Origin of the sequence: Microbacterium sp. 2RAF4, from assembly GCF_052115285.1 — a bacterium.
GTDB classification, from domain to species: Bacteria; Actinomycetota; Actinomycetes; order Actinomycetales; family Microbacteriaceae; genus Microbacterium; species Microbacterium oxydans.
The window spans coordinates 164,747-187,552 of sequence record NZ_JBFRGI010000005.1; the positions used below are offsets into that span (position 1 = coordinate 164,747).

Genomic DNA, 22,806 nt, shown 5'->3' on the forward strand with positions numbered 1-22,806 from the left:
CCGATCCTGCAGGCCGCTTGCTTGAGCTCGTCTCCCTGATCTATGACGACGGATACGAGCTGATCATCCACGCGATGAAAGCCCGTGCTCAGTACCTCGACGAGCTCTAAGTCGATCCCCGACGGCCCCTAGGCGAGGAACTCCCGGGCCGCGGCCAACAGCGCGGTGACGCCGACCTCGATGGTCGGGTGGATCTCCGGCGCGAAGAACGGCGAGTGATTCGTCGGGATGTCCTCTCCCAAGCGTCCTGCGGCGACGGCCTCGGCGAACCGGGCGGGGTCGATACCGCCCCAGAACCAGAACACGAGGGGTGCTCCGGCATCGCGGGCAAACCATGACACGTCCTCGCTGCCGGTGAACATGCCCGGGTCGATGACGGCTGCCTCGCCCAGGGCGCGCTGCAGGGCTGCGGAGACGCGGGCGGTGGCCTCTTCGTCGTTGATGGTGGCGGGCAGCGTGTGGTCGGTGCGGATCTCGGGCTCGCGCTCGGCCCCGGAGGCGGTGGCCTCGGCCCGCACGATGCGCTCGACGCTCGCGAGCACCTTGTCGCGCGTCTCCTCGTCCGGGTAGCGCAGGCTGAGCTCGAGCTTCGCCTCGGCCGGGATGATGTTGTTCTTGAGGCCCGCGTGGATCGATCCCACGGTCACGACCGCGACCCCCTGCGGGTCGATCTCCCGCGACGTGATGGTCTGCAGGCGCATCACGGTGGCCGCGGCCATCACGACGGGATCGATCGTCGCGTGCGGGCGCGAGCCGTGGCCGCCGCGGCCGTGCAGGGTGACGGTGAGTCCGTCGGAGGCGGCCATCTGCGTCCCGCTGCGCACGCCGATCACGCCCGCGGGGAGCGGGGTCACGTGCTGGCCGAGCACGACATCGGGCTTCGGGTAGCGGTCGAGGATCCCGTCATCGAGCATCGCGCGTGCCCCGGCGCCGTACTCCTCGGCAGGCTGGATCAGCACGACGAGGGTTCCCGACCAGTCGGACCGCTCGGCGACGAGCTTCTCGACCGCGCCGATCATGGCGGTGACGTGCATGTCGTGGCCGCAGGCGTGCATGACGGGAACGGTCGTCCCCGCGGGGTCGACGCCCTTCGCGGTGCTGGCGTACGACAGGCCGGTCTGCTCCTCGACGGGGAGCGCGTCCATGTCGGCCCGCACCCACACCACCGGCCCTTCGCCGTTGCGGAGCACTCCGACGACGCCGGTGACGCCGACTCCCTCTTCGACCTCGAGGCCGAGGTCGAAGAGGTGCTGGGCGGCGATGCCCGCGGTGCGCGTCTCCTGGAACGAGAGCTCGGGATGCTGGTGCAGGTCGATGTAGAGCGCTTCGAGGTCGATCGTCATGGCCCGAGCCTAGCCGGGCGTCCTTGCGTTGCCGAGACCCACGGGCATCGCCCAGACCCACGGCCACAAGCGCCTGGCTCGATGGGTCTCGGCGCGGCGCATGGGTCTCGGCGCGGCGCATGGGTTTCGGCGCCGCGGGGAGGAGGAGAGGGGAGGGGGGATTAGGTGGGGGGTGCGTAGGTCGTGAGGTCTGGGCCGGGGTGCAGCACGGCGTTCACGATCGCCCGGATCGAGAACTCGCTGGTCGCGCCCAGGTCGATCGCCCCGGGGTGCAGGAGCCACTGCAACTGCAGCCCGTCCATCACGGCGAGGATCGCGGCGGAGGCGGCGGCGATCGAGTCGGGGTCGCGCACACCCTCCTGGGCGCACAGCTCGTGGAACGCGGCCGTGACCTCGCGGCGCAGCGTCGTGTACCTCTCCTCGAAGAACGGGCGCGAAGGATGCTCGTCGGTGACGGACTCCGCTGAGAGCACCGTGTAGGCCTGCACGATGCCCGGCCGCTTCTCGTTGGTGAAGGCGGTGCGCACCAGGTGCAGGAACAGCTCCGGTCCCCCGGGGATGTGCTTCTGGGCGAGGCCGGCGACATCGTCCCTGTCGCGGTAGGCGAGCACCTCGAGCAGGAGCTTCTGCTTCGAACCGAAGTGGTGGAGCACGCCGGCATGCGTGATGCCGACCTGCTCGGCGACGTCCGCCAGGGTCCCGTTGGTCGAGCCCTTGTTGCCGAAGATCTCGATCGCGGCCTTGAGGATCTGCTCGCGTTTCTCGAGCGTCGCCGGGCGCACGCGCACTGCCTGGTCGCTGTCTGCCACCGCGGCCTCCTCTTCATCGTCGGACTGTGCTTGCGGTCAAACTTACTACTCGGTAACCTCACGGGAGCTTACTTTCTCGACAGTAAGCAAATCACGACGGCCGGCGGACCCCCGTTCGCCGGCGACACAGCACAAAGACCCGTGCCTAGGAGAAGCAATGAAGCTCAGAAAGTCTCTGATCGCCGTGACCGCGATCACCGCGCTCGGTGTGTCGGCCCTCGCCGGCTGCTCGGCTGGCGGTGGATCCGGCGACGGCGCCGGATCCGCATCCCTCACCATCGCGAAGCCCGACGGTGCGATCACCACCGAGTCGAACAACCCGTTCGTCGGCGACTCCGCCGCGTCGAAGTACGGCTACGCCAAGGTCGTGTTCGAGACCCTGGCCCTGGTGAACCAGACGGGAGACCGCGGTACCACGCCATGGCTCGCCGAGAGCCTCGAATGGAACGACGACTACACGCAGCTCACGGTCGTCCCCCGCGCGGACGTCACCTGGAGTGACGGCGAGCCGTTCACGGCCGACGACATCGTCTTCTCCTTCGAGACCGCCTCGATCCCCGCCCTCGACACCGCCGGCCTCAAGTACGAGGGGGCCGAGATCGACGGCGACAAGGTCGTGCTGAGCTTCGGCGACTCCAAGTACGTCAACCAGGCGCGCGTGCTGCACGTGCCCATCGTCCCCAAGCACATCTGGGAGAAGTTCGAGGACCCGGCCACCGACCCCGTCAAGGGCGACGACCTCGTCGGCACCGGCCCCTACGCGATGGCGAACTGGTCGACCGAGTCGGTCACGCTCGACGCGCGCGACGACTACTGGGGCGGCGACCTCGCCGTGCCGGAGCTGCACTACGTCTCCTACGGAGACAACACCGCCCTCACCACGGCCCTCGCGAACGGCGACGCCGACTGGGCGCAGGCGTTCATCCCGCAAATCGAAGAGCAGTTCCTCTCGGCCGACCCCGAGCACAACAAATTCCTCGCCTCCCCGACCACCGGCTCCGCCACGCTGTTCATGAATCTGCAGCAGAAGCCGTTCGACGACCCCGCCTTCCGTCAGGCGCTCGCCTGGGTGATCGACCGCGACGCCTACGTCGACATCGCGAGAGAGGGTGCCAGTGAGCCGGTCTGGTCGGTCACCGGACTGTCGTCGATCCTCGAAGACGAGATCCAGCCGGAGTTCGAGGGCGTCGACTACAAGGTCGACGCCGAGAAGGCGCGTGACCTGCTGGAGACCGCCGGGTACACGTGGAAGGACGACGCGCTGATCGACCCCGACGGCACGCCCGTCTCGTTCACGCTCTCCGTCCCGTCCGGCTGGAGCGACTGGAACACGGCGCAGGAGCTCATCGCCGAGGACGTGAAGGACAGCATCGGCGCCGAGGTCAAGATCGACATGCCCGACTGGGGCGGCTGGGCCGACCCCCGCGACAACGGCACGTTCTCTGCGATCATCCACTGGCTGGAGGACAGCGGCACGGCGTACGGCCTCTACACCTCGACCATGGATCCGCGGTGGATCTCGCCCGAGGGCAAGGCCGGCTTCAACTTCGGCCGCTTCGACGACCCGGAGGCGACCGCCGCGCTGAACACCTACGCCAACGCCTCGTCCGACGAGGAGCGCACCACCGCCATCGACACGCTGCAGACGATCTTCTCCGAGCAGGTGCCGGCCATCCCGCTGGGCGCCCACCCGCTGCTGGGTGAGTTCAACACGCGCAACTACGTCGGCTGGCCTTCGGAGGACGACACCTACGCGTCCGCCGACCCGACGCAGCCGAACATCGTGCAGATCCTCACGAAGCTGAAGCCCGCCGAGTAAGCACCACCCGCAGGGGAGCCCGGTCACACGGGTCGGGCTCCCCTGACCAGGTCGACGAAGGACACCCCCATGCCAGATCCCCTGCTCACCGTGCGCGACTTCTCCGTCGTGTACGACGTCGATCCGCCCGTCGAGGCGGTGAAGAACGTGACCCTCGAACTGCAGCGCGGCGAGATCCTGGGCCTTGCCGGTGAGAGCGGCTGCGGCAAGACCACGCTCGCCTACGGGGTGCAGCGCCTGCTGCGTGCCCCGGCCGTCATCACCGGCGGCAGCGTGACCTTCCACGACGTGACCGGTGTCGACATCGACATCAACGCGCTGGACGTCGACGCGATGCAGCGATTCCGCTGGGACAAGGTGTCGATGGTGTTCCAGGGCGCGATGAACGCCCTCAACCCCGTGGCGACGATCGGCTCGCAGCTGGAGGACGTGTTCGAGATCCACCGCCCCGACATGAACCGCAAGCAGCGGCGTGCCGAGGCCGAGGAGCTGCTCGAGATCGTCAAGGTCGGGCGCCAGCGCATCCGCTCGTTCCCGCACGAGCTCTCCGGCGGCATGCGGCAGCGCGTCATGATCGCGATGGCCCTCGCGCTGCGTCCGCAGCTGATGGTCATGGACGAGCCGACGACCGCGCTCGACGTGCTGGTGCAGCGGGAGATCCTCAAGCAGATCTCCCAGCTGCGGCACGAGTTCGGCTTCTCGGTGATCTTCATCACCCACGACCTGCCGCTCCTGCTGGAGATCAGCGACCGGATCGCGATCATGCGCGAAGGCGAGATCATCGAGCTCGATACGGCAGAGCGCATCTGGACGCAGCCGGAGCACGAGTACACGAAGACCCTGCTGTCGTCGTTCCCCCGGCTCACCGGGGAGAGAGGGGTGCTGGTGCGATGACCACCCTCGAATTCCGTCACGTCACGAAGGCGTACAACGTGCGCGGCGCCGGCCAGATCAAAGCCCTCGACGACGTGAGCTTCACGCTGACATCCGGGCAGACGATCGGCCTGGTCGGACAGTCCGGCAGCGGCAAGTCCACGATCGCGAAGATCCTCACCCAGCTCGAGACCCCGACCAGCGGTGAGGTGCTGCTCGACGGCAAGCCCATCCCGCGCCGCGGCAGAGGCCTGCGGACCTACCGTCAGCAACTGCGCATGGTGTTCCAGGACCCGTTCGCCTCGCTCAACCCGTACCACTCGATCCGCTACCACCTGGAGCGGCCGATCCGCCTCGACGACGTGGTGCCCAAGAAGGAGACCGAGCACGAGGTGCGTCGGCTCCTCGACCGGGTGCGCCTCGATGCGGACGCGGTGATCGACCGCCGCCCCCACGAGCTGTCGGGCGGCCAGCGGCAGCGTGTGGCCATCGCCCGTGCCCTGGCCTCGCGTCCCTCGCTCCTGGTCGCCGACGAGCCGGTGTCGATGCTCGACGTGTCGATCCGGCTCGGCGTGCTGAACCTGCTGGCCGACCTGCAGCGCGAAGAGGGACTCGGCGTGCTCTACATCACGCACGACCTGGCGACCGCTCGACACTTCAGCGACGAGATCATGGTCCTCAACCAGGGGCGCGTGGTCGAGTACGGCACTGCCGACGACGTGATCCTCAACCCGCAGGATCCGTACACCCGCGAGCTGCGCGCGGCCTCTCCCGATCCGGAGAAGCACTTCGCCGCGGCGGCATCGAACGGAGGCGCCCTGTGAGCACGGCATTCCCCCAGCTCGACGACAACGACCTCGTCGCCCGCGATGCCCTCGAGGTCGGCACCACGGCGACCACGGCGGAGCGCACCCGGCGGCCGGTGCCGTGGCGCTTCTTCGCCGGTCGCGCGGCCTTCTACCTGTTCACGCTGTGGGCGGCGATCACGATCAACTTCTTCCTGCCGCGCCTCATGAAGGGGGATGCGGTCAGCTCGTACCTCGCGCGCAACCGCAACGTGAGCCCCGAGGCGGCAGATGCGCTGCGTGTGCTGCTCGGCATCGACACCGACAAGTCGATCTGGCAGCAGTACCTCGAGTACTGGGGGATGCTGCTGCGCGGTGACCTCGGCATCTCGACACTGCACGGTCTGCGGCCGGTCGCCGAGGTGCTCGCCGCCGCCCTGCCCTGGACGCTCGGGCTGGTCGGCATCGCGACCATCATCTCGTTCGCGATCGGCACGCTGCTCGGAGCCGTCGTGGGATGGAAGCGGGGCAGCAGGCTCGACGCGATCATCCCGGTGACGACGTTCTTCAACACGATCCCGTACTTCTGGCTCGGACTCATCGCGATCGCGATCTTCTCCTCGACCCTGAAGTGGTTCCCCTCCTCGCACGCCTACGACAAGGGGCAGTCGCCGGAGTGGAGTCTCGACTTCATCGGCCAGGTGATCATGCACGGCACGCTGCCGGCGCTGACCATCGTCGTCGCCTCGCTCGGCGGCTGGGTCCTCGGCATGCGCAACATGATGCTGACGGTGCTCGACGACGACTACATCACGGTCGCGCAGGCGAAGGGCATGCCCAACAAGCGGGTGCTCTGGGGCTACGCCGCCCGCAACGCGGTGCTGCCGCAGATCCAGAGCTTCGCGCTGTCGATCGGCTTCATCGTGGGCGGCACCATCGTGATGGAGATGGTGTTCAGTTATCCGGGTGTCGGCAAGCTGCTGCTCGACGCGACCAACGCCAAGGACTTCGCCCTCATGCAGGGTGTGTTCCTCGTGATCACGCTGTCGGTGCTCGTGGCCAACATCCTCGCCGATGTCGTCTACGCCTACCTCGACCCGCGCACGCGCCAGATGGAGTCCTGACATGACCGTTCCCACCACCGCAGCGACGACAGCGCCCGACGGATCGGCCGTCGTCTCCGGCATGCCCGAGACCGCGACACTGCGCACCCCGCCGGCGGGAGCGCCGCCGCGCATGACGTTCTGGTCGCAGCTCGCGCAGGCGTTCGCGATGTTCCGCAATCCCAAGTCGATCGCCGGGCTCATCATCCTCGGGGTATTCGTGCTCATCGCGATCCTCGCCCCGTGGATCGCCCCGTACGGACCGACCCAGAAGGACCGCACAGCGTTGCGTCAGCCGCCCTCCTGGGAGCACTGGCTGGGCACGACGCACATGGGCGAAGACGTGCTGAGCCAGATCATCTACGGCACCCGCGGAGTGATCGTCGTCGGCTTCCTCGCGGCCTTCATCGCCACGATCATCGCGATCACGATCGGTGTGATCGCCGGCTACGTGCGCGGCTGGAAGAGCGAATCGCTCTCGGCGCTGACCAACGTGTTCCTGGTGATCCCCGGCATTCCGCTCATCATCATCATCGCCTCGCAGTTCGAGAACCCGCCGCTGATCGTGATCGCCGCGGTGCTCGGGATAACCGGCTGGGCGTGGGGCGCCCGCGTGCTGCGCGCGCAGACCATGTCGCTGCGCAACCGCGACTTCATCCAGGCTGCACGCGCGAACGGTGAACCGCTGCGCCGCATCATCACGGTCGAGATGCTCCCGAACCTCATGGCGCTCATCGCCTCGAGCTTCGTCGGCACCGTGACCGCGGCCATCCTCGGCCTCACCACTCTGGCCTTCATCGGCGTGATCCCGGTCAGCAACCTGAACTGGGGCACGATCCTGTTCTGGGCGCAGCAGAACGGCGCGTTCCCGCGGCTGTGGTGGTGGTATGTGCCGGCCGGGCTCTGCATCGCGATCATCGGCGTCGCGCTCTCGCTCATCAACTTCGGCATCGACGAGTACGTCAACCCGCGCCTGCGCTCGGCGGGTGAGCGAGCCAGGGCGATGAAGAAGAAGGGGCTCAACGTGAACGACGCCGTCACGGCCGTCCGCAGCGTGCCCCTCCCGAAGAAGGCCCCCGATCCCGTAACGTCGGCGGCCTCGTCCGACCCTTCGCGCGCCGCCGACGCCTCGAACCACAACACGAACCAGAACACGAAGTGATGACCTCTCAGACTCTGACCACGCAGCTCCCGTACCAGGACCCCGCTCTCTCGATCCCCGAGCGCGTGGCCGACCTCCTCAGTCGCATGACGCTGGAGGAGAAGGTCGGGCAGATGCTCCAGCTCGACGCTCGCGACGACATCGACGACCACATCGCCCGCCGTCATGCGGGATCGATCCTGCACACGTCGCCCGAGCGCATCCTGCGGGCGAACGAGCTCACGGCGCAGACCCGCCTTCGCATCCCGCTGCTGGTGGGCGAGGACTGCATCCACGGGCACTCGTTCTGGCCGGGGGCGACGATCTACCCGACGCAGCTCGGCATGGCCGCGTCGTGGGACTCCGCGCTCGTCGAACGCGTCGCTCGTGCCACGGCCGAGGAGGTCGCGGTGACCGGCATCCACTGGACCTTCTCGCCCGTGCTGTGCATTGCCCGCGACCTGCGCTGGGGTCGCATCGACGAGACCTTCGGCGAAGACCCGTTCCTGATCGGCGAGCTGGCTTCGGCCATGGTGCGCGGCTATCAGGGTGACGGTCTCGACGACCCCACGGCCATCCTCGCGACCGCCAAGCACTTCGCCGGGTACTCCGAGACCCAAGGCGGGCGCGACGCGAGCGAGGCCGACATCTCCCGCCGCAAGCTGCGCTCGTGGTTCCTGCCGCCGTTCGAGCGCGTCGCCCGCGAGGGGTGCCGCACGTTCATGCTCGGCTACCAGACCACCGACGGCGTGCCGATCACCACCAATGACTGGCTGCTCAGCGACGTGCTGCGCGGCGAGTGGGGCTACACCGGCACGCTCATCACCGACTGGGACAACGTCGGACGCATGGTGTGGGAGCAGCGGATCCAGCCCGACATCACGCACGCGGCCGCGGCAGCTGTGCGGGCGGGCAATGACATGATCATGACCACGCCCGGGTTCTTCGAGGGAGCGTTGGACGCCGTCGCGAAGGGCATGCTCGCCGAGGACGCCTTCGACGCCGCGACCGCTCGCATCCTGACGCTGAAGTTCGAGCTGGGCCTCTTCGAGAACCCGCGCCTGCCCGGCACCGAGCTCGACGCGGTGGTCGGCAGCGCTGAGCACGCGGAGCTGAACCTCGAAGTCGCCCGCCGCTCGCTCGTGCTGCTCGAGAACGACGGCGTGCTACCGCTCGACCCCGCGTCCGCGCTGAAGGTCGCGGTCACCGGCCCCCTCGCCGACGACGCGCAGACGCAGCTCGGCGACTGGGCCGGCGGATCCGGCCAGGCGGGCTGGCTCGACGGGCAGCCCCGCGAGATGATCACGACCGTGCTCGACGGGCTGCAGGCGATCGACGGGTGGAGCGTCACGCATACCCGCGGCGCCGACATCCTCACGCTCGAAGAGGACCCGCAGGGGGCGTTCTTCCCGGACCATCAGCCGCGTCCGCCAGTGGTGAGGGCCTGCGAGCCCGACGCCGCTCTGATCGCCGAGGCCGTCGCCGCCGCATCCGATTCGGACGTCGTCGTGGCAGTCGTCGGCGACCGGATCGAGCTCGTCGGCGAGGGCCGCTCCACCGCGACCCTCGAACTCATCGGCGGGCAGAACGCCCTGATCGATGCGCTCATCGCGACCGGGAAGCCTGTCGTGATCGTGCTGCTCGCCTCGAAGCCGCTCGTGCTCCCGGCCTCCGCGTCGAAGGCGGCTGCCGTGATCTGGGCGGCGAACCCCGGAATGCAGGGCGGGCGCGCACTGGCGGACATCATCTCCGGAGCGGCCGAGCCGTCCGGGCGCCTGCCGATCTCGTTCGCCCGCCACGTGGGTCAGCAGCCGACGTACTACAACCAGATCCGCGGACAGCACGGCGACCGGTACGCCGACCTCACGCAATCGCCCGCCTGGGCGTTCGGAGAGGGTCTGTCGTACACCACCGTGGAGTACTCCGACCTCGTGCTGGACGAAACCTCGCTGGGGGAGTCCGACACGATCGTCGGTCACATCACGGTGTCGAACACCGGGGAGCGGCCCGTGCGCGAGACGGTGCAGGTGTACGTGCGCGACTCGGTGACCAGCGTGAGCTGGACCGACAAGGAGCTCAAGACCTTCCGTCAGGTCGACCTCGCTCCCGGCGAGTCCGTGCGGGTGCGCCTGGAGCTGCCGGTGTCCGACTGCACGATCGTGGACGCCGCGGGCACGCGTCTGGTCGAGGCCGGCACGTTCGAGCTGCTCGTGGGCCCGAGCTCCCGCGACGAGGCTCTCCTCTCCGCCACCTTCGAGGTCGTTTGACCCCGCTCCGGTCGCGATATGACAGCTGAAATCGCCTTCGAAGGTGTCATATCGCGACCGGAGCAGGCTAGTCCTGCAGGCGGTGGGGGCCGGCGCCCTGCGTGCCGAGGGCGTCGTCGGGGTTGAGCAGGCCGCAGGCCTTCATCGACAGGCAGCCGCAGCCGATGCATCCGGTGAGTTCGCGTTCGAGCCGTTCGATGCCCTCGCGGCGCTTCTCCAGTTCGCGCTTCCAGCGCCGGGAGGCCCGCTGCCAGTCCTCGTGACTCGGGGTCTCGGTCAGCGGCACGTCGGCGAAGGCCGTCTGCACGTCGGAGAGCGGGATGCCGAGACGCTTCGCGACAGTGATGAGCGAGACGCGACGCAGCATGTGCCGTGCATAGCGGCGCTGGTTGCCCGGCGTGCGGGTCGACGCGATGAGGCCGAGGCTCTCGTAGAAGTGCAGCGCGGAAGCGGCGACCCCCGTACGTCGGGTCATCTCGCCGATCGTGAGCGGCTCGTCGGGCGCATGCGGACTCATCCGGCCGCCTTTCCTTCGATTTGACCTCAAGTGTACTTGAGGTTTTACGGTAGTCATGTGGCCCGGCGAGGGCTGATCGACCCGAACGAGGACAGCGTGACCCGAACGAAGACCCTGCGATGACCTATGTGATCGCCCTGCCGTGCGTCGATGTGAAGGACAAGGCCTGCATCGACGAATGCCCTGTCGACTGTATCTACGAGGGGGAACGCTCGCTCTACATCCATCCGGACGAGTGCGTGGACTGCGGAGCCTGTGAACCGGTGTGCCCGGTCGAGGCGATCTTCTACGAAGACGATCTCCCCGACGAGTGGCAGGACTACTACAAGGCCAACGTCGAGTTCTTCGACGAGATCGGCTCTCCCGGAGGTGCCGCGAAGACGGGCATGCTGACGTTCGATCACCCGATCATCGCCGCGCTCGCGCCCCAGGGGGAGCACGCATGACCGCCGCCGGGTCACCGGCCGTGGAGCCGCGCATCGCCATCGTGGGAGCGGGCCCTGCGGGGATCTACGCCGCCGACATCCTGCTCGACCGTGTCCCCACCGCAGCCATCGACCTGTTCGAGAAGCTCCCGGCGCCGTACGGTCTCGTCCGCTACGGTGTCGCGCCCGACCATCCGCGCATCCGCAAGATCACCGATGCCCTGCACGACGTGTTGGTGAACCCGCGTATCCGACTGCGGTGCAACGTCGAGATCGGTGTCGACATCGGGATCGACGATCTGCGTGCCGCGTACGACGGCGTGATCGTGGCGACGGGTGCGGACCTCGACGTCGCTCTCGACATCCCCGGCATCGACCTGCCCGGGTCGTTCGGCGCCGCCGACTTCGTGGCCTGGTACGACGGGCATCCCGATGCGCCGCGCACCTGGCCGCTCGCCGCCGAGTCGGTCGCCGTGCTCGGGGCCGGCAACGTGGCGCTCGACGTCACGAGGATCCTGGCCAAGCACGCCTCGGCGTTGACCCACACCGACACCCCTGATGCCGTGCTCGACCAGCTCGTGGCCAGCCCGCTGCGCGATGTGCACCTCTTCGCTCGACGAGGACCGGCGGACGTGCGGTTCTCAGCCATGGAGTTGCGCGAGCTCGCCGAGCAGGACGACGTCGACGTGATCGTCGACCCCGAAGAACTCGCTCTCGACGAGCACGCCGAGCGGATGGTGGCGCAGTTCTCGCAGCGGCGCATCATCGTGCGCACCATGACCGAATGGGCCGCCATCGACCCCGCGACGCGCACGGCCTCGCGCCGCATCCACCTGCACCTGCGTCAACGGCCGGTGCGGCTTCTGGGCACCGATTCCGTGAAGGGAATCGAGATGGAGCGCACCGCCTCCGACGAGCTCGGTCGCATGGTCGGCACCGGCGAGCTGCTGCGCTACGACGTCGGAGCGGTCTACCGCGCCGTGGGCTACCGGTCGACGCCGGTGCCCGGGATGCCGTTCGACACTACGCTCGGAGTCGTGCCGCACATCGAGGGTCGAGTCGTCGACGCGGAGGGCGTCCCGATCCCCCGGCTGTACGCCACGGGCTGGATCAAGCGCGGGCCGGTCGGACTCATCGGCTCGACCAAGTCGGATGCCGCGCAGACCATCGGACACGTCGTCGACGACCTCGGATCGGTCGAGCCGGAAGTGCGTGACGATGATCCGATCGCCCACCTGGCGCACGCCGTCGACCTCGACGGCTGGTTGCGCATCGACGCCGCGGAGCGCGCTGCGGGAGCCGACCGTGGCCGCGAGCGGACGAAGATCGTCGAGCGCGAGGAGATGCTGACGCATGCGAAGCAGGAACAGATGATGGAGGCCGGTCGATGACCGCGACACCCGTGCCCACCCCGATCGGCGAAGGGCTCAAGGCCGCGTTCCGCACGCACCCCGCCGGCGTCGCCATCATCACCGCGAGCACGCCGGACGGGCCGGTCGGCCTCACGGCGTCGAGCGTCGCCTCGGTGGCGGTCGACCCCGCGGCGATCGTGTTCTCCGTGACCAGGGCGACAGGCTCCGCGGGGGCGATCCTCGGGGCCGACACCTTCGTGGTGCATCTGATCGACGACGAGCACTCCGATCTCGCGCAGAGCTTCGCGGTCAGCGGGTCCGAGCGCTTCACCCCTGAGCAGGGCTGGGCGACGCTGCCGACCGGAGAACCGCACCTCCCCGAGGCCAGGGCGGCGCTGCGGTGTCGCACGATCCAGACCGTGGCCGTGGGGTCGTCGACCGTGGTCATCGCCGAGGTCATCGAGGTGCTGCCCGGTCCGTCCGGGCGTCCTCTGGTCTACCTCGACCGCCGCTTCCACTCGCTCCCGCACGACCCAGAGCACTGATCCGCACCCACTGATCGCACCATCGAAAGGAAGACGTCATGTCCACTCTCTACACGCTCCCCGAGCTCCCGTACGACTACTCCGCACTCGAGCCGCACATCTCCGGCAAGATCATGGAGCTGCACCACTCCAAGCACCACCAGGCGTACGTGACCGGCGCGAACACCGCGCTCGAGCAGCTCGCCACCGCCCGCAGCGCCGGCGACCTCGCGAACGTCAACAAGCTCGAGAAGGACCTCGCGTTCAACCTCGGCGGCCACATCAACCACTCCGTCTTCTGGCAGAACCTCTCGCCCGAGGGCGGCGGCGCTCCGGAGGGCGAGCTCGAGGCCGCACTCGTCGACGCATTCGGATCTATCGATGCGTTCCGGTCGCACTTCACCGCGACCGCGCTCGGCGTGCAGGGATCGGGCTGGGCCGTGCTCGCCTGGGACAGCTTGGGCGCCCGCCCCGTGATCTTCCAGCTCTTCGACCAGCAGGGGAACGCACCTCTCGGCGTGACGCCGCTGCTGCAGCTCGACGTCTGGGAGCACGCGTACTACCTCGACTACCTCAACGTGCGTGCCGACTACGTCAAGGCGTTCTGGAACCTCGTGAACTGGCCCGATGTGCAGCGTTGCTTCGAGGCTGCACGCACCGCGACGAAGGGTCTCATCGTCGCGAGCTGACCGCTCCGCGTCAGGCGTGCACAACTCCGCAGTTTCCTGACCTGGGAGCGCCCGAACGGCCTGAGAGGGTGCCCGCGGGGAGGGTTCTTGAGGAGTTGTGCACGCCCGCAGTCAGACACGGGTGGCCCTCGGCTAGATCAGGCGGGCGGTCGTTCCGCGCACGTTCAGCTCGTACGGCAGCGCCGACGGGATGTGCACGGCATCGGGGGTGGCGAGCTTCGCGAGCACGGCGTCTGCGGCCCGCTCGCCCTGGCCCAGCGGGAACTGGTCGACGGTGGTGAGGCGGAAGAACTCTCCGAGCTCATGGCCGTCGATGCCCACGATCGACAGCTCCTCCGGCACGCTGAAGCCGAGGTCGCGAGCGGCGAGCAGCGCTCCGATCGCCATCTCGTCCGATGCCGCGAAGACCGCGGTCGGGCGGGGGCCTGGCCTGCCGAGCAGCTGCTTCGCCGCCCGGTAGCCGCCCTCCACCGTGAAGTCGGCGGGCTCGAGGAAGGCATGGTTCAGGGGGATCCCTGCCGTGGCCAGTGCCTTCTCGAAGCCCAGACGACGGTTGGTCGGGATGTGGAAGTCGATGTCGAACTCGGGGTTGGCTCCGATGTGCGCGATGTCGGTGTGACCGAGACTGATCAGGTGCTCGGTCGCCAGCTGTGCGACCGCGACGTCGTCGACGGTCATGGTGTCGAGCTTCGGGTTCGGACCGCCGATCGCGATCACGGGGAGCCCGAGGTCGAGCAGGTACTGCGTCTCGTCCTCATCGAGCTCGATCGACACCGCGATCACGGCATCCACGCGCTGCCGTCGCAGGAAGGTGTCGAACACGTGTCGGCGCACGTCCTTGTCGGCGGTGATGTTGTACAGCGTGATGTCGTAGCCCTCGCGCATCAGCGCCGCCGAGACGCCGGAGAGCACCGTGCTGAAGAACCACCGGTCGAGGAACGGGACGATGACCCCGACGTTGCGGGTGCGACCCGATGCCAGGCTCGACGCACGGGACGACACCACGTAGCCGAGAGTCTGCGCCGCGGCCTGCACCCTCTCCTTCGCGGACTCGGACACGTGGCCGCGTCCGCTCAGTGCGCGCGAGACGGTCGCGGTGGAGACCCCGGCGAGCCGGGCGACCTCATCGATGCTGGCCATGGTTCCTCTGTCGAAAGGCTCCGGTCGCGGTGTGTGTCGCTTCACGCGGGCGTGGGCGACGACAACCGCGACCGGAGGGTGTCAGGCGTGGGTCGCGGTGGTGTACCAGACGGCCGTGTCGACCGGGATCGCGGCTCCTTCGAAGGGCTGGCTCTGCAGCAATACCAAGGCGTCGGCCGGCAGCTCGATGGGGGCGGTGCCGAGGTTCGCGACCACGTGCACGTCACCACGACGGAACGCCACCGCCTCGGGACCGGCGTCCTCCCACACCAGTGATCCGCTGCCGAAGCCGTGCTCGCGCCGCCCGGCCAGCAGACGCTTGTACAGCGCGAGTGTCGATGCGGGGTCGACCTCTTCCACATCGCGGGCGTAGGTCGCCCACTCGGCGGGCTGCGGAAGCCACGACAGTCCGGTGTCGTTGAAGCCGAAGGCCGGAGCCTCTGCGTTCCAGGGCAGCGGCACGCGGCATCCGTCGCGTCCGTAGCGTGCGCCGTTCGTGCGGAACCACGTCGGGTCCTGACGGTACTCGTCGGGGATCTCCATCGCCTCGGGCAGCCCGAGCTCTTCGCCCTGGTAGAGGTACGAGGAACCGGGCAGCGCCAGCATCAGGGTCGTCGCTGCACGAGCGCGAGCCAGTCCGATCGCGGTGTCCGGCTTGTCGGGGGTGTTCGGTCCGATGCCCTCGCCCTGGGGGTTGTCGGAGGTGAGGGCGAGGCGCGTCGCATGGCGCACCACATCGTGGTTCGACAGCACCCACGTGCTCGGAGCGCCGACCTCGCCGAACGCGTCCAGAGACTCGCGGATCACGTCGCCGAGCTTCTTCGCGTCCCACTCCGTCATCAGGTACGGGAAGTTGAAGGTCTGGTGCATCTCGTCCGGACGCACCCAGAGTGCGGTCTGCTTGAGGGTCGGCATCCAGGCTTCGCCGCACAGAGCGCGGTCGCCGTCGTACTCGGCGAGCACCTTGTGCCAGTCGCGGTAGATCTCGTGCACGCCGTCCTGGCCCCAGTACGGCACGTTCGACTCGCCGCCGCCCATGGAGTCCGCGTCGGTCGGGGGTGTGTAGTCGGGCAGACCCTCGGTCTTGATCATGCCGTGGGCCACGTCGACCCGGAAGCCGTCGACACCGCGGTCGAGCCAGAAGCGCAGGATCGAGCGGAACTCCTCCTGCACCTCCTCGTTGTTCCAGTCGAAGTCGGGCTGCGTGGCGTCGAAGATGTGCAGGTACCACTGGCCGGGTGTGCCATCGGCCTCGGTCACGCGCTGCCACATGCCGCCGCCGAACACCGACTCCCAGTTGTTCGGGGGCAGCTCGCCGTTCTCGCCCTTGCCATCGCGGAAGATGTAACGCGCGCGCTCCGGGCTTCCGGGTGCGGCCTTGAGCGCCTCCTGGAACCAGGGGTGCTGGTCGGACGAGTGGTTGGGGACGAGGTCGACGATCACGCGGATGCCGCGGGCGTGCGCAGCCTCGAGCATGTCGTCGAAGTCGCCCAGCGTGCCGAACAGCGGGTCGACGTCGCGGTAGTCGGCCACGTCGTAGCCGGCGTCGCGCTGCGGGCTCGTCATGAACGGGCTGAGCCAGATCGCGTCGACGCCGAGCTCCTGCAGGGCATCGAGCCGGCTCGTGATGCCCGGCAGGTCGCCGATGCCGTCGCCCGAGGCGTCCGCGAAGGAGCGGGGGTAGATCTGGTAGATGACGGCGCTGCGCCACCACTCGGAACCGGGGGCTGCGATCTGCTCAAGCTGTGCCATGGGAACAGGCTAGTGCAAACGCTTACAGTCATGCCAGGGCGGGGATCGAATCGGTTCGGCGTGGCCGACTGCTCGGGATCACCCTGGCTGTTTGCATGACCGTTCCTCACGTGCATGAGCGTCCCGGCCGGCCGAGTCATGCATCCGTTTCGGGATCATGCAGGTGCCACCCGGGAGTATGGTGAGGCATCCGACGAGTGGAGGCTGTCATGGTTCCCGAGATCAACTACTGGGCGGTCCTGCTGGCCACCGCATCGAGCATGATCGTCGGCTCGATCTGGTACGCCCCGAAGGTGTTCGGCACGCGCTGGTCGAAGCTCGCGAACGTCGACATGGACAGGCCTGCCGCGACGGCGGTGTGGCCCATCGTCACCACCGTCCTCGTGAGCTTCATCACGGCCTGGGTGCTCGCCGGCGCCTCGTCGATCGCCTGGCACTTCTACGGCGGATCCTTCTTCTGGGGGACGATCGTCACCGCGGTGACGCTGTGGGCCGGGTTCACGGCCGCGCGTTTCATCACCCATGACGCTTTCGAGGGTCGATCGACCCGGCTCACCACGCTGAACATCGCGCACGAGCTGGTCACGGTCGTGGTCATGGCACTGCTCATCGGGGTGTGGCCACCGGCCCTCGCCTCCTGACTCCCGCAGCGTCACGGGGTCGGCATGCCGCCGTTCACGTTCAAGGTCTCCCCGGCCACGTAGCTCGACTCCGCCGAGGCGAGGAACACGTACGCGGGAGCGAGCTCAGCCGGCTGGCCCATGCGCCCGAGGGGCGTGTCCTTCCCGAACTCGGGGAGCTTCTCCTGCGGCTGCCCGTCGCTGGGCTGCAGGGGCGTCCAGATCGGCCCCGGTGCCACGGCGTTCACGCGGATGCCCTTCGGCGCGAGCTGTTCCGCGAGGCCCTTGGAGAAGGCATTGATCGTGGCCTTCGTCGAGGCGTAGTCCACCAGGATGCCGGAGGGTGAGTAGGCCTGGATCGACGTGGTGTTGATGATCGTCGAGCCCGCGGGGAGATGGGGCAGGGCCGCCTTGGTGATCCAGAACGTCGCGTAGACGTTGGTCTTGAAGGTGTCGTCGAACTGCTCGTCCGTGATGTCGGTCAGCGATTCCTGATACACCTGCTTGCCGCCGTTGTTGACGACGATGTCGAGGCCTCCCAGCTTCTCGACCGCCTCGGCGACGAGGGCACGGCAGTACTCCGGGTCGCGCAGGTCGCCGGGGATGGTGGCGACCGTCACCCCGGCCTCCCGCAGGAGGTCGGCGATCCGGCTCGCGTCCTCTTCTTCCTGCGGCAGGTAGGAGATCGCGACATCGGCGCCCTCACGCGCGAACGCGATCGCGGTGGCCGCGCCGATTCCGGAGTCGCCGCCCGTGATCAGGGCCTTGCGTCCGGTCAGGCGCCCGGTGCCGCGGTAGGACTCCTCTCCCAGGTCGGCGCGCGGGGTGAGATCCGCGTCGAATCCCGGCTCCGGCATGTGCTGCTTCCGCGGTTCGATGTCGGAGTAGAGCGCGGACGGGTCGGTGAAGGTGTACTGGTCGCGGGACATGGGCGATCCTTTCGAGGCTGTGCGGGGGCGGGGTGACCATGCTGAGCGCCGGGCGTGGATCGCGCAAACGCCTTGCACGGGGACGACGCCTGCGCTACGAGAGGCGTGGTCTCGTCATCCCGTGGCGAAATGTGGCCGAAAGACACTTCACCGATCGACGGCTGTCATGACAGGCTTCGCATCGTCCCCCGTGTCACCCGTGCGTCCTGCCCACGGGGCCTGTTGCCTTCGAGAGGTCACGATGTCCGGTTCTGCCCGCCGATCCGCCCCCTGGGTGACCGTCGCCGCGCTCGTGGTCGGAGCCGTGCTCGTGGGTGCTGCGCCTGCGGTGTCGGATGCCTTCGCGGCGCGAGCCGACACCCCGGCGGACCCTGTCGCGGACCCGGCAGCCTCGGTCGCGCTGGCGTATGAGTTCCTGGATGCGCGCACCGACGAGTTCTGCGACGGAGACGGCCGCTGCCTGCCGCGCAGTTACGAGGGTGGCTTCTTCACGACCCCGACCTGGGACTTCACGCCCTCCTTCGTCTACGACGATGCCCTCGTGATCATCGCCTACACCGCCCGCGGCCTTCCGGACGACCTCCGGCGCGCGCGGACGATCGGCGACGCCCTCCTCTTCGTGCAGGAGAACGATCCGATCGGCGACGGGCGCACCAGGGCATCGTACGAGCCGCACGGCATCCGTCAGGGGCGGGTGGAGATCACGGGAGCCGGGGCGTTCACCGGAAACCAGGCCTGGGTAGGGCTGGCCCTCGCCCGTCTTGCACACGCGACAGGGGATTCCCGATATCTCGACGGTGCGGTTCGGATCGGTGAGTGGATCCAGGACCACACGGCGGACATGACCAGGGCGCCCTACGGCTACACGGGCGGTCAGCTCGAAGACGGCACTTCGCTGACGTGGAAGTCCACCGAGCACAACAGCGACATCGCAGGCTTCTTCACTCAGCTCGGCCAGCTCACGGGCGACCGGATCTGGACGGATCGGGCGGCGGTCGCCGCGGACTTCGTCGCCGCAATGCAGAGCGCAGACGGACATGTGAACACCGGCACCGGCCTCGACGGCTCGACGATCAACACCCGTCCGATCCCGCTGGACGCCCAGACCTGGAGCTTCCTTGCCACGAGCGACCCGCGCTACGGTGCGGCGCTCGATTGGACGCTCGCGAACCTGCTCGCGACGGACGGTCCGTACACGGGGCCGTCGATCAGTGAGGTCGATACGTCCAAGGCGTGGTTCGAGGGCAGTGGACACCTCGCTCTCGCACTCACACTGCGTGACGCCGCCGGCGACGCGGACCGTGTCGAGACGCTTCTGAGCAGTATCCGGTTGGCGCAGCGCGATGCTCCGAACGGCGATGGCAAGGGGATCGTCGCCACGTCGAGCGACGGCCTCGACTCCGGTTTCGGCGACCTGTACTACGCGAGCCTGCACACCGGCGCGACCGCCTGGTACCTGCTCGCCGCAGTCGGCGACAACCCGTTCGCCCTTCCGGCCGAGTGAACAGACCGACGTGAACCGGTCGACGGCGTCGAGTCTGTCCGGTTCGCGATACGGAGGCTAGGCGGCGACGCGGGCGACTGCGGCGATCGCGCTCGTGAAGAAGTCGACACCGTCGACTCCGCTGCGCATCGCGGCCGCGGTGTCGGGGCCGAAGCCGGCCTCGGTGGCGTGCTCGGGGTGCGGCATCAGGCCGACGACGTTGCCCGCTTCGTTCGTGAGGCCGGCGATGTCGCGCAGCGATCCGTTCGGGTTGACCCCGGCGTAGCGGAACGCCACCAGGCCATCGCCCTCGATGCGGTCGAGCGTCTGCTCGTCGGCGATGTAGCCGCCGTCGGCGTTCTTCAGCGGGATCACGATCTCCTGACCGGTGCGGAACGCATTGGTCCACGCGGTGTCGGAGTTCTCGACCGTGAGCTTCTGGTCGCGGCGCACGAAGTGCTGGTGGTTGTTGCGGATCAGGCCGCCGGGCAGCAGGTGCGCCTCGACCAGCATCTGGAAGCCGTTGCAGATGCCGAGCACGGGCATGCCCTTGGCCGCAGCATCCTTGACTTCGCTCATGATCGGCGAGAGCGCGGCGATCGCGCCGGCGCGGAGGTAGTCCCCGTAGCTGAAACCACCCGGCAGGACCAGCGCGTCGACGCCCTCGAGATCATGCGATCCGTGCCACAGGGCGACTGGTTCTGCGCCGGCGATGCGGACGGCGCGCTGTGCGTCGCGGTCGTCGAGCGAGCCCGGGAAGGTGATGACGCCGATGCGGACGGTCACTCCGCGACCTCGATGCCGACGACGTCCTCGATCACGGAGTTGGAGAGCACCTCGTCGGCGATGCGCTTGGCTTCAGCGAGAACCTCGTCGGTGACCTCGCCTTCCACGGTGAGCTCGAAACGCTTGCCGATGCGGACGTCGGTGAAGCCCTCGACGCCGAGGCGGGCGAAGGCGCCGGAGACGGCCTTGCCCTGCGGGTCGAGCAGTTCGGGCTTGGGCATGACGTCGACGACGATGGTGGGCATGACGGCTCCAAGAGTCGCGGGCGGAGGGGCGCATCCAGTCTACTGCCCTCGCCGCATCCGCTCGGCGTCGTGGAGGAGTCAGGCGGAGTGGAAGACGGTGTGGAGGTCGCCGACCGCTTCACGGCCGCCGAGGCCGTCGATCTCGAACAGCACGGAGATGCCGATCACGTGGCTGCCGAGGCGCTCGACCAGTTCGCGACCGGCAGCGAGAGTTCCGCCGGTGGCGAGCACATCGTCGATCAGCAGCACCCGCGAGCCGGCGGGCAGGTCGTCGTGCATCTCGATCGTGGCGGTGCCGTACTCGAGCGCATAGTCGACGGATGCCGCAGGCCGGGGCAGCTTGCCGGCCTTGCGGATCGGGATCAGGCCGACCCCTGCGGCGATGGCTGCGGCGCTGGCGAGGATGAAGCCGCGCGCCTCGATGCCCGCGATCACGTCGAACTGCCCGGCGAAGGGCTCGATGATCGCCTCCGTCGTCACGCGGAGGGCTTCGGCGTCGGCGAGAAGAGGCGTGATGTCGCGGAAGATGATGCCCGGCTGAGGGTAGTCCGGCACGTTGCGGATCAGGGTCTCGGCGCGGACGAGGGCGGGGGAGAGGGTGGCTTCGGGCACTGCCCAAGGGTACCGCCGGTGCCCAACTCCTCAGAAACACCGGCCCCGCTCCTCGAGGGGGTCCCAGGTGGTGCCCGAGTGAATTCTTGAGGAGTTGCGCACAGCCCCGGGCCCGTACCGGCGTGGCTTGACACCGTGGGAGCGCTCCCATAGAGTGGCTGCTCAATGCGTGGGAGCGCTCCCACGCGTCCCGAAGCACCACACCGCACGACCACCACAAAGGAGTGAACTGTGAACACACGTGCCCGCCACCGGATCCTCGCGATCGCCGCCGTGGCCTCCGCATCCGCCCTCGCCCTCGCCGGCTGCTCCGGCAACAACGGCGACAGCGGTGACGCGAACGGCGACGAAGAGGTCACACTGACCGTGACTACCTTCGGAACCTTCGGCTATGAGGACCTCTACAAGGAGTACGAGAAGGCGCACCCGAATGTGAAGATCGAGGCGACGAACATCGACACCGGTGGCAATGCCCGCACCGATGCCTTCACCAAGATCGCTGCCGGCTCCGGTCTCAGTGATGTCGTCGCGATCGAGGAGGGCTGGCTCGGCGCGATCATGGACGTCTCGGACACCTTCGTCGACCTGCGTGACTACGGCATCGAAGACCGCAAGGACGACTGGGTCGATTGGAAGTACGGCCAGGCCACCGACGCCGAGGGCCGCGTGATCGGGTACGGCACCGACATCGGCCCGAGCGGCATCTGCTACAACGGCGCCGCGTTCGAGGCTGCCGGGCTCCCGAGCGACCGCGAGTCCGTGGCCGAGCTGCTGAACGGCGACTGGGCGAACTACTTCAAGGTCGGCGCCGACTACACCGCGAAGACCGGCAAGGCCTGGTACGACCACTCCGGCTTCGTCTGGAACGCCATGGTGAACCAGCTTGACGAGGGCTACTACACGAGCGACGGCAAGCTGAACGTCGAGGACAACGCCGAGCTCAAGGAGCGCTTCGAGCAGCTCGGGGCCGCGACCGAGGGCGGGCAGTCGGCCGCGCAGACGGCCTGGGACTGGAACGGCGGCAAGTCGTTCGTCGACGGCACCTTCGCCACCTTCGTGTGCCCGGGCTGGATGCTCGGTGTGGTGCAGGGGCAGGTCGAGGCCGGCGGGGGAGACGCGTCGACCGGATGGGACTTCGCCGATGTGTTCCCCGGAGGTGCGGCCAACTGGGGCGGCGCGTTCCTGTCGATCCCGGAGTCGTCGCAGCACAAGGAGGCGGCGGCCGAGCTGGCCGACTGGCTGACCCAGCCCGAGCAGCAGGTGAAGCAGTCCGCTGCGGCTGGCAACTTCCCCTCGACGATCAAGGCGCAGGAGACGCTCGCGGCCGACGCGACGCCGAACGCGTTCTTCAACGACGCTCCCACCGGCGCGATCCTCGCCGAGCGTGCCAAGGGAGTCGTCGCGCAGTTCAAGGGCGCCGACGACTCGGTCATCCAGGAGAACGTGTTCGGGCCGGCGCTCAGCAGCCTCGACCGCGGTGACACCGACACCCAGGGTGCCTGGGATCAGGCCATCGGCCTGCTGAACGACCTCGTCGGCTGATCATCTCCGCTTCGACAGGCTCAGCGACCCCGCAGATCGGGTGGCTGAGC

22 protein-coding genes are annotated in these 22,806 nt (G+C 68.4%); 13 read left to right on the forward strand and 9 right to left on the reverse strand.

Features of this window, described 5'->3' with window-relative positions:
- Positions 1-128 precede the first annotated feature (128 nt).
- Together AB4070_RS17785 and AB4070_RS17790 are read right to left on the reverse strand one after the other, a co-directional pair.
- Positions 129-1,343 (reverse strand): amidohydrolase, encoded by a 1,215-nt coding sequence (locus AB4070_RS17785; RefSeq protein WP_441981272.1) that lies wholly within the window; start codon positions 1,341-1,343, stop codon positions 129-131.
- A 161-nt stretch (positions 1,344-1,504) separates the two neighbouring features.
- Positions 1,505-2,152: a TetR/AcrR family transcriptional regulator gene (locus AB4070_RS17790; protein WP_441981273.1), complete on the reverse strand. Its 648-nt coding sequence runs from the start codon at positions 2,150-2,152 to the stop codon at positions 1,505-1,507.
- 157 nt (positions 2,153-2,309) lie between these two features.
- Here AB4070_RS17790 and AB4070_RS17795 point away from each other — a divergent pair, with 157 nt between their 5' ends.
- The 6 genes from AB4070_RS17795 (at position 2,310) to AB4070_RS17820 (ending at position 10,140) form a co-directional block, all read left to right on the forward strand.
- Entirely contained in the window at positions 2,310-3,971 is a 1,662-nt protein-coding gene (locus AB4070_RS17795) for an ABC transporter substrate-binding protein (RefSeq protein ID WP_441981274.1), read from the forward strand.
- A gap of 69 nt (positions 3,972-4,040) precedes the next feature.
- On the forward strand, positions 4,041-4,865 hold the full coding sequence (locus tag AB4070_RS17800) for an ABC transporter ATP-binding protein (RefSeq protein WP_441981275.1): 825 nt from the start codon (positions 4,041-4,043) through the stop codon (positions 4,863-4,865).
- Positions 4,862-5,668 (forward strand): ABC transporter ATP-binding protein, encoded by an 807-nt coding sequence (locus AB4070_RS17805; RefSeq protein ID WP_441981276.1) that lies wholly within the window; start codon positions 4,862-4,864, stop codon positions 5,666-5,668. The genes AB4070_RS17800 and AB4070_RS17805 overlap by 4 nt, the downstream gene beginning before the upstream one ends.
- Positions 5,665-6,753, forward strand: coding sequence for an ABC transporter permease (locus AB4070_RS17810; protein ID WP_282848166.1), 1,089 nt, complete (start codon positions 5,665-5,667; stop codon positions 6,751-6,753). The genes AB4070_RS17805 and AB4070_RS17810 overlap by 4 nt, the downstream gene beginning before the upstream one ends.
- A gap of 1 nt (position 6,754) precedes the next feature.
- Positions 6,755-7,894 (forward strand): ABC transporter permease, encoded by a 1,140-nt coding sequence (locus AB4070_RS17815; RefSeq protein WP_441981277.1) that lies wholly within the window; start codon positions 6,755-6,757, stop codon positions 7,892-7,894.
- Positions 7,894-10,140: a glycoside hydrolase family 3 N-terminal domain-containing protein gene (locus tag AB4070_RS17820; protein WP_441981278.1), complete on the forward strand. Its 2,247-nt coding sequence runs from the start codon at positions 7,894-7,896 to the stop codon at positions 10,138-10,140. Before AB4070_RS17815 ends, AB4070_RS17820 begins: the two co-directional genes overlap by 1 nt.
- A gap of 67 nt (positions 10,141-10,207) precedes the next feature.
- Here AB4070_RS17820 and soxR read toward each other — a convergent pair whose 3' ends face one another.
- On the reverse strand, positions 10,208-10,657 hold the full coding sequence (gene soxR, locus AB4070_RS17825) for a redox-sensitive transcriptional activator SoxR (RefSeq protein ID WP_378875456.1): 450 nt from the start codon (positions 10,655-10,657) through the stop codon (positions 10,208-10,210).
- A 119-nt stretch (positions 10,658-10,776) separates the two neighbouring features.
- Here soxR and fdxA point away from each other — a divergent pair, with 119 nt between their 5' ends.
- From fdxA to AB4070_RS17845, 4 genes are read left to right on the forward strand one after another with little or no spacing between them, the layout of a single operon-like run.
- Positions 10,777-11,103, forward strand: coding sequence for a ferredoxin (gene fdxA, locus AB4070_RS17830; protein WP_282848170.1), 327 nt, complete (start codon positions 10,777-10,779; stop codon positions 11,101-11,103).
- A complete protein-coding gene (locus AB4070_RS17835; protein WP_441981279.1) occupies positions 11,100-12,473 on the forward strand; it encodes an FAD-dependent oxidoreductase in 1,374 nt (457 codons plus the stop codon). The genes fdxA and AB4070_RS17835 overlap by 4 nt, the downstream gene beginning before the upstream one ends.
- Positions 12,470-12,979 (forward strand): flavin reductase family protein, encoded by a 510-nt coding sequence (locus AB4070_RS17840; protein WP_441981280.1) that lies wholly within the window; start codon positions 12,470-12,472, stop codon positions 12,977-12,979. Before AB4070_RS17835 ends, AB4070_RS17840 begins: the two co-directional genes overlap by 4 nt.
- 38 nt (positions 12,980-13,017) lie before the next feature.
- The gene (locus AB4070_RS17845; protein WP_441981281.1) at positions 13,018-13,647 is read left to right on the forward strand and encodes a superoxide dismutase; all 630 of its coding nucleotides are present in this window, start codon (positions 13,018-13,020) and stop codon (positions 13,645-13,647) included.
- Positions 13,648-13,779: 132 nt separating this feature from the next.
- Here the strand turns inward: AB4070_RS17845 and AB4070_RS17850 are convergent, their stop codons facing one another.
- Together AB4070_RS17850 and AB4070_RS17855 are read right to left on the reverse strand one after the other, a co-directional pair.
- Positions 13,780-14,787: a LacI family DNA-binding transcriptional regulator gene (locus tag AB4070_RS17850; protein WP_046746811.1), complete on the reverse strand. Its 1,008-nt coding sequence runs from the start codon at positions 14,785-14,787 to the stop codon at positions 13,780-13,782.
- An 81-nt stretch (positions 14,788-14,868) separates the two neighbouring features.
- Positions 14,869-16,539 (reverse strand): glycoside hydrolase family 13 protein, encoded by a 1,671-nt coding sequence (locus tag AB4070_RS17855; RefSeq protein WP_441981282.1) that lies wholly within the window; start codon positions 16,537-16,539, stop codon positions 14,869-14,871.
- Between the two features lie 209 nt (positions 16,540-16,748).
- Between AB4070_RS17855 and AB4070_RS17860 the strand changes: the two genes are divergently transcribed.
- Positions 16,749-17,180, forward strand: coding sequence for a DUF1761 domain-containing protein (locus AB4070_RS17860; RefSeq protein ID WP_441981283.1), 432 nt, complete (start codon positions 16,749-16,751; stop codon positions 17,178-17,180).
- An 11-nt stretch (positions 17,181-17,191) separates the two neighbouring features.
- Here the strand turns inward: AB4070_RS17860 and AB4070_RS17865 are convergent, their stop codons facing one another.
- Positions 17,192-18,088 carry an SDR family oxidoreductase gene (locus tag AB4070_RS17865; protein ID WP_441981284.1) on the reverse strand — a complete coding sequence of 299 codons (897 nt, stop codon included), beginning with the start codon at positions 18,086-18,088 and terminating at the stop codon, positions 17,192-17,194.
- A gap of 241 nt (positions 18,089-18,329) precedes the next feature.
- On the opposite strand from AB4070_RS17865, the gene AB4070_RS17870 reads away from it, so the two are divergent.
- A complete protein-coding gene (locus AB4070_RS17870) occupies positions 18,330-19,592 on the forward strand; it encodes a hypothetical protein (protein WP_441981285.1) in 1,263 nt (420 codons plus the stop codon).
- A 57-nt stretch (positions 19,593-19,649) separates the two neighbouring features.
- On the opposite strand, the gene purQ is transcribed toward AB4070_RS17870, so the two are convergent.
- The 3 genes from purQ to AB4070_RS17885 all read right to left on the reverse strand — a co-directional run bounded on the left by purQ (position 19,650) and on the right by AB4070_RS17885 (position 21,214).
- Positions 19,650-20,357 (reverse strand): phosphoribosylformylglycinamidine synthase subunit PurQ, encoded by a 708-nt coding sequence (gene purQ, locus AB4070_RS17875; RefSeq protein WP_061015104.1) that lies wholly within the window; start codon positions 20,355-20,357, stop codon positions 19,650-19,652.
- Positions 20,354-20,602 (reverse strand): phosphoribosylformylglycinamidine synthase subunit PurS, encoded by a 249-nt coding sequence (purS, locus tag AB4070_RS17880; protein WP_017831295.1) that lies wholly within the window; start codon positions 20,600-20,602, stop codon positions 20,354-20,356. Before purS ends, purQ begins: the two co-directional genes overlap by 4 nt.
- Before the next feature lie 78 nt (positions 20,603-20,680).
- Positions 20,681-21,214 carry an adenine phosphoribosyltransferase gene (locus AB4070_RS17885; RefSeq protein ID WP_441981286.1) on the reverse strand — a complete coding sequence of 178 codons (534 nt, stop codon included), beginning with the start codon at positions 21,212-21,214 and terminating at the stop codon, positions 20,681-20,683.
- A gap of 231 nt (positions 21,215-21,445) precedes the next feature.
- Here AB4070_RS17885 and AB4070_RS17890 point away from each other — a divergent pair, with 231 nt between their 5' ends.
- Positions 21,446-22,756, forward strand: coding sequence for an ABC transporter substrate-binding protein (locus AB4070_RS17890; RefSeq protein WP_441981287.1), 1,311 nt, complete (start codon positions 21,446-21,448; stop codon positions 22,754-22,756).
- The last annotated feature ends 50 nt before the right edge of the window (positions 22,757-22,806 follow it).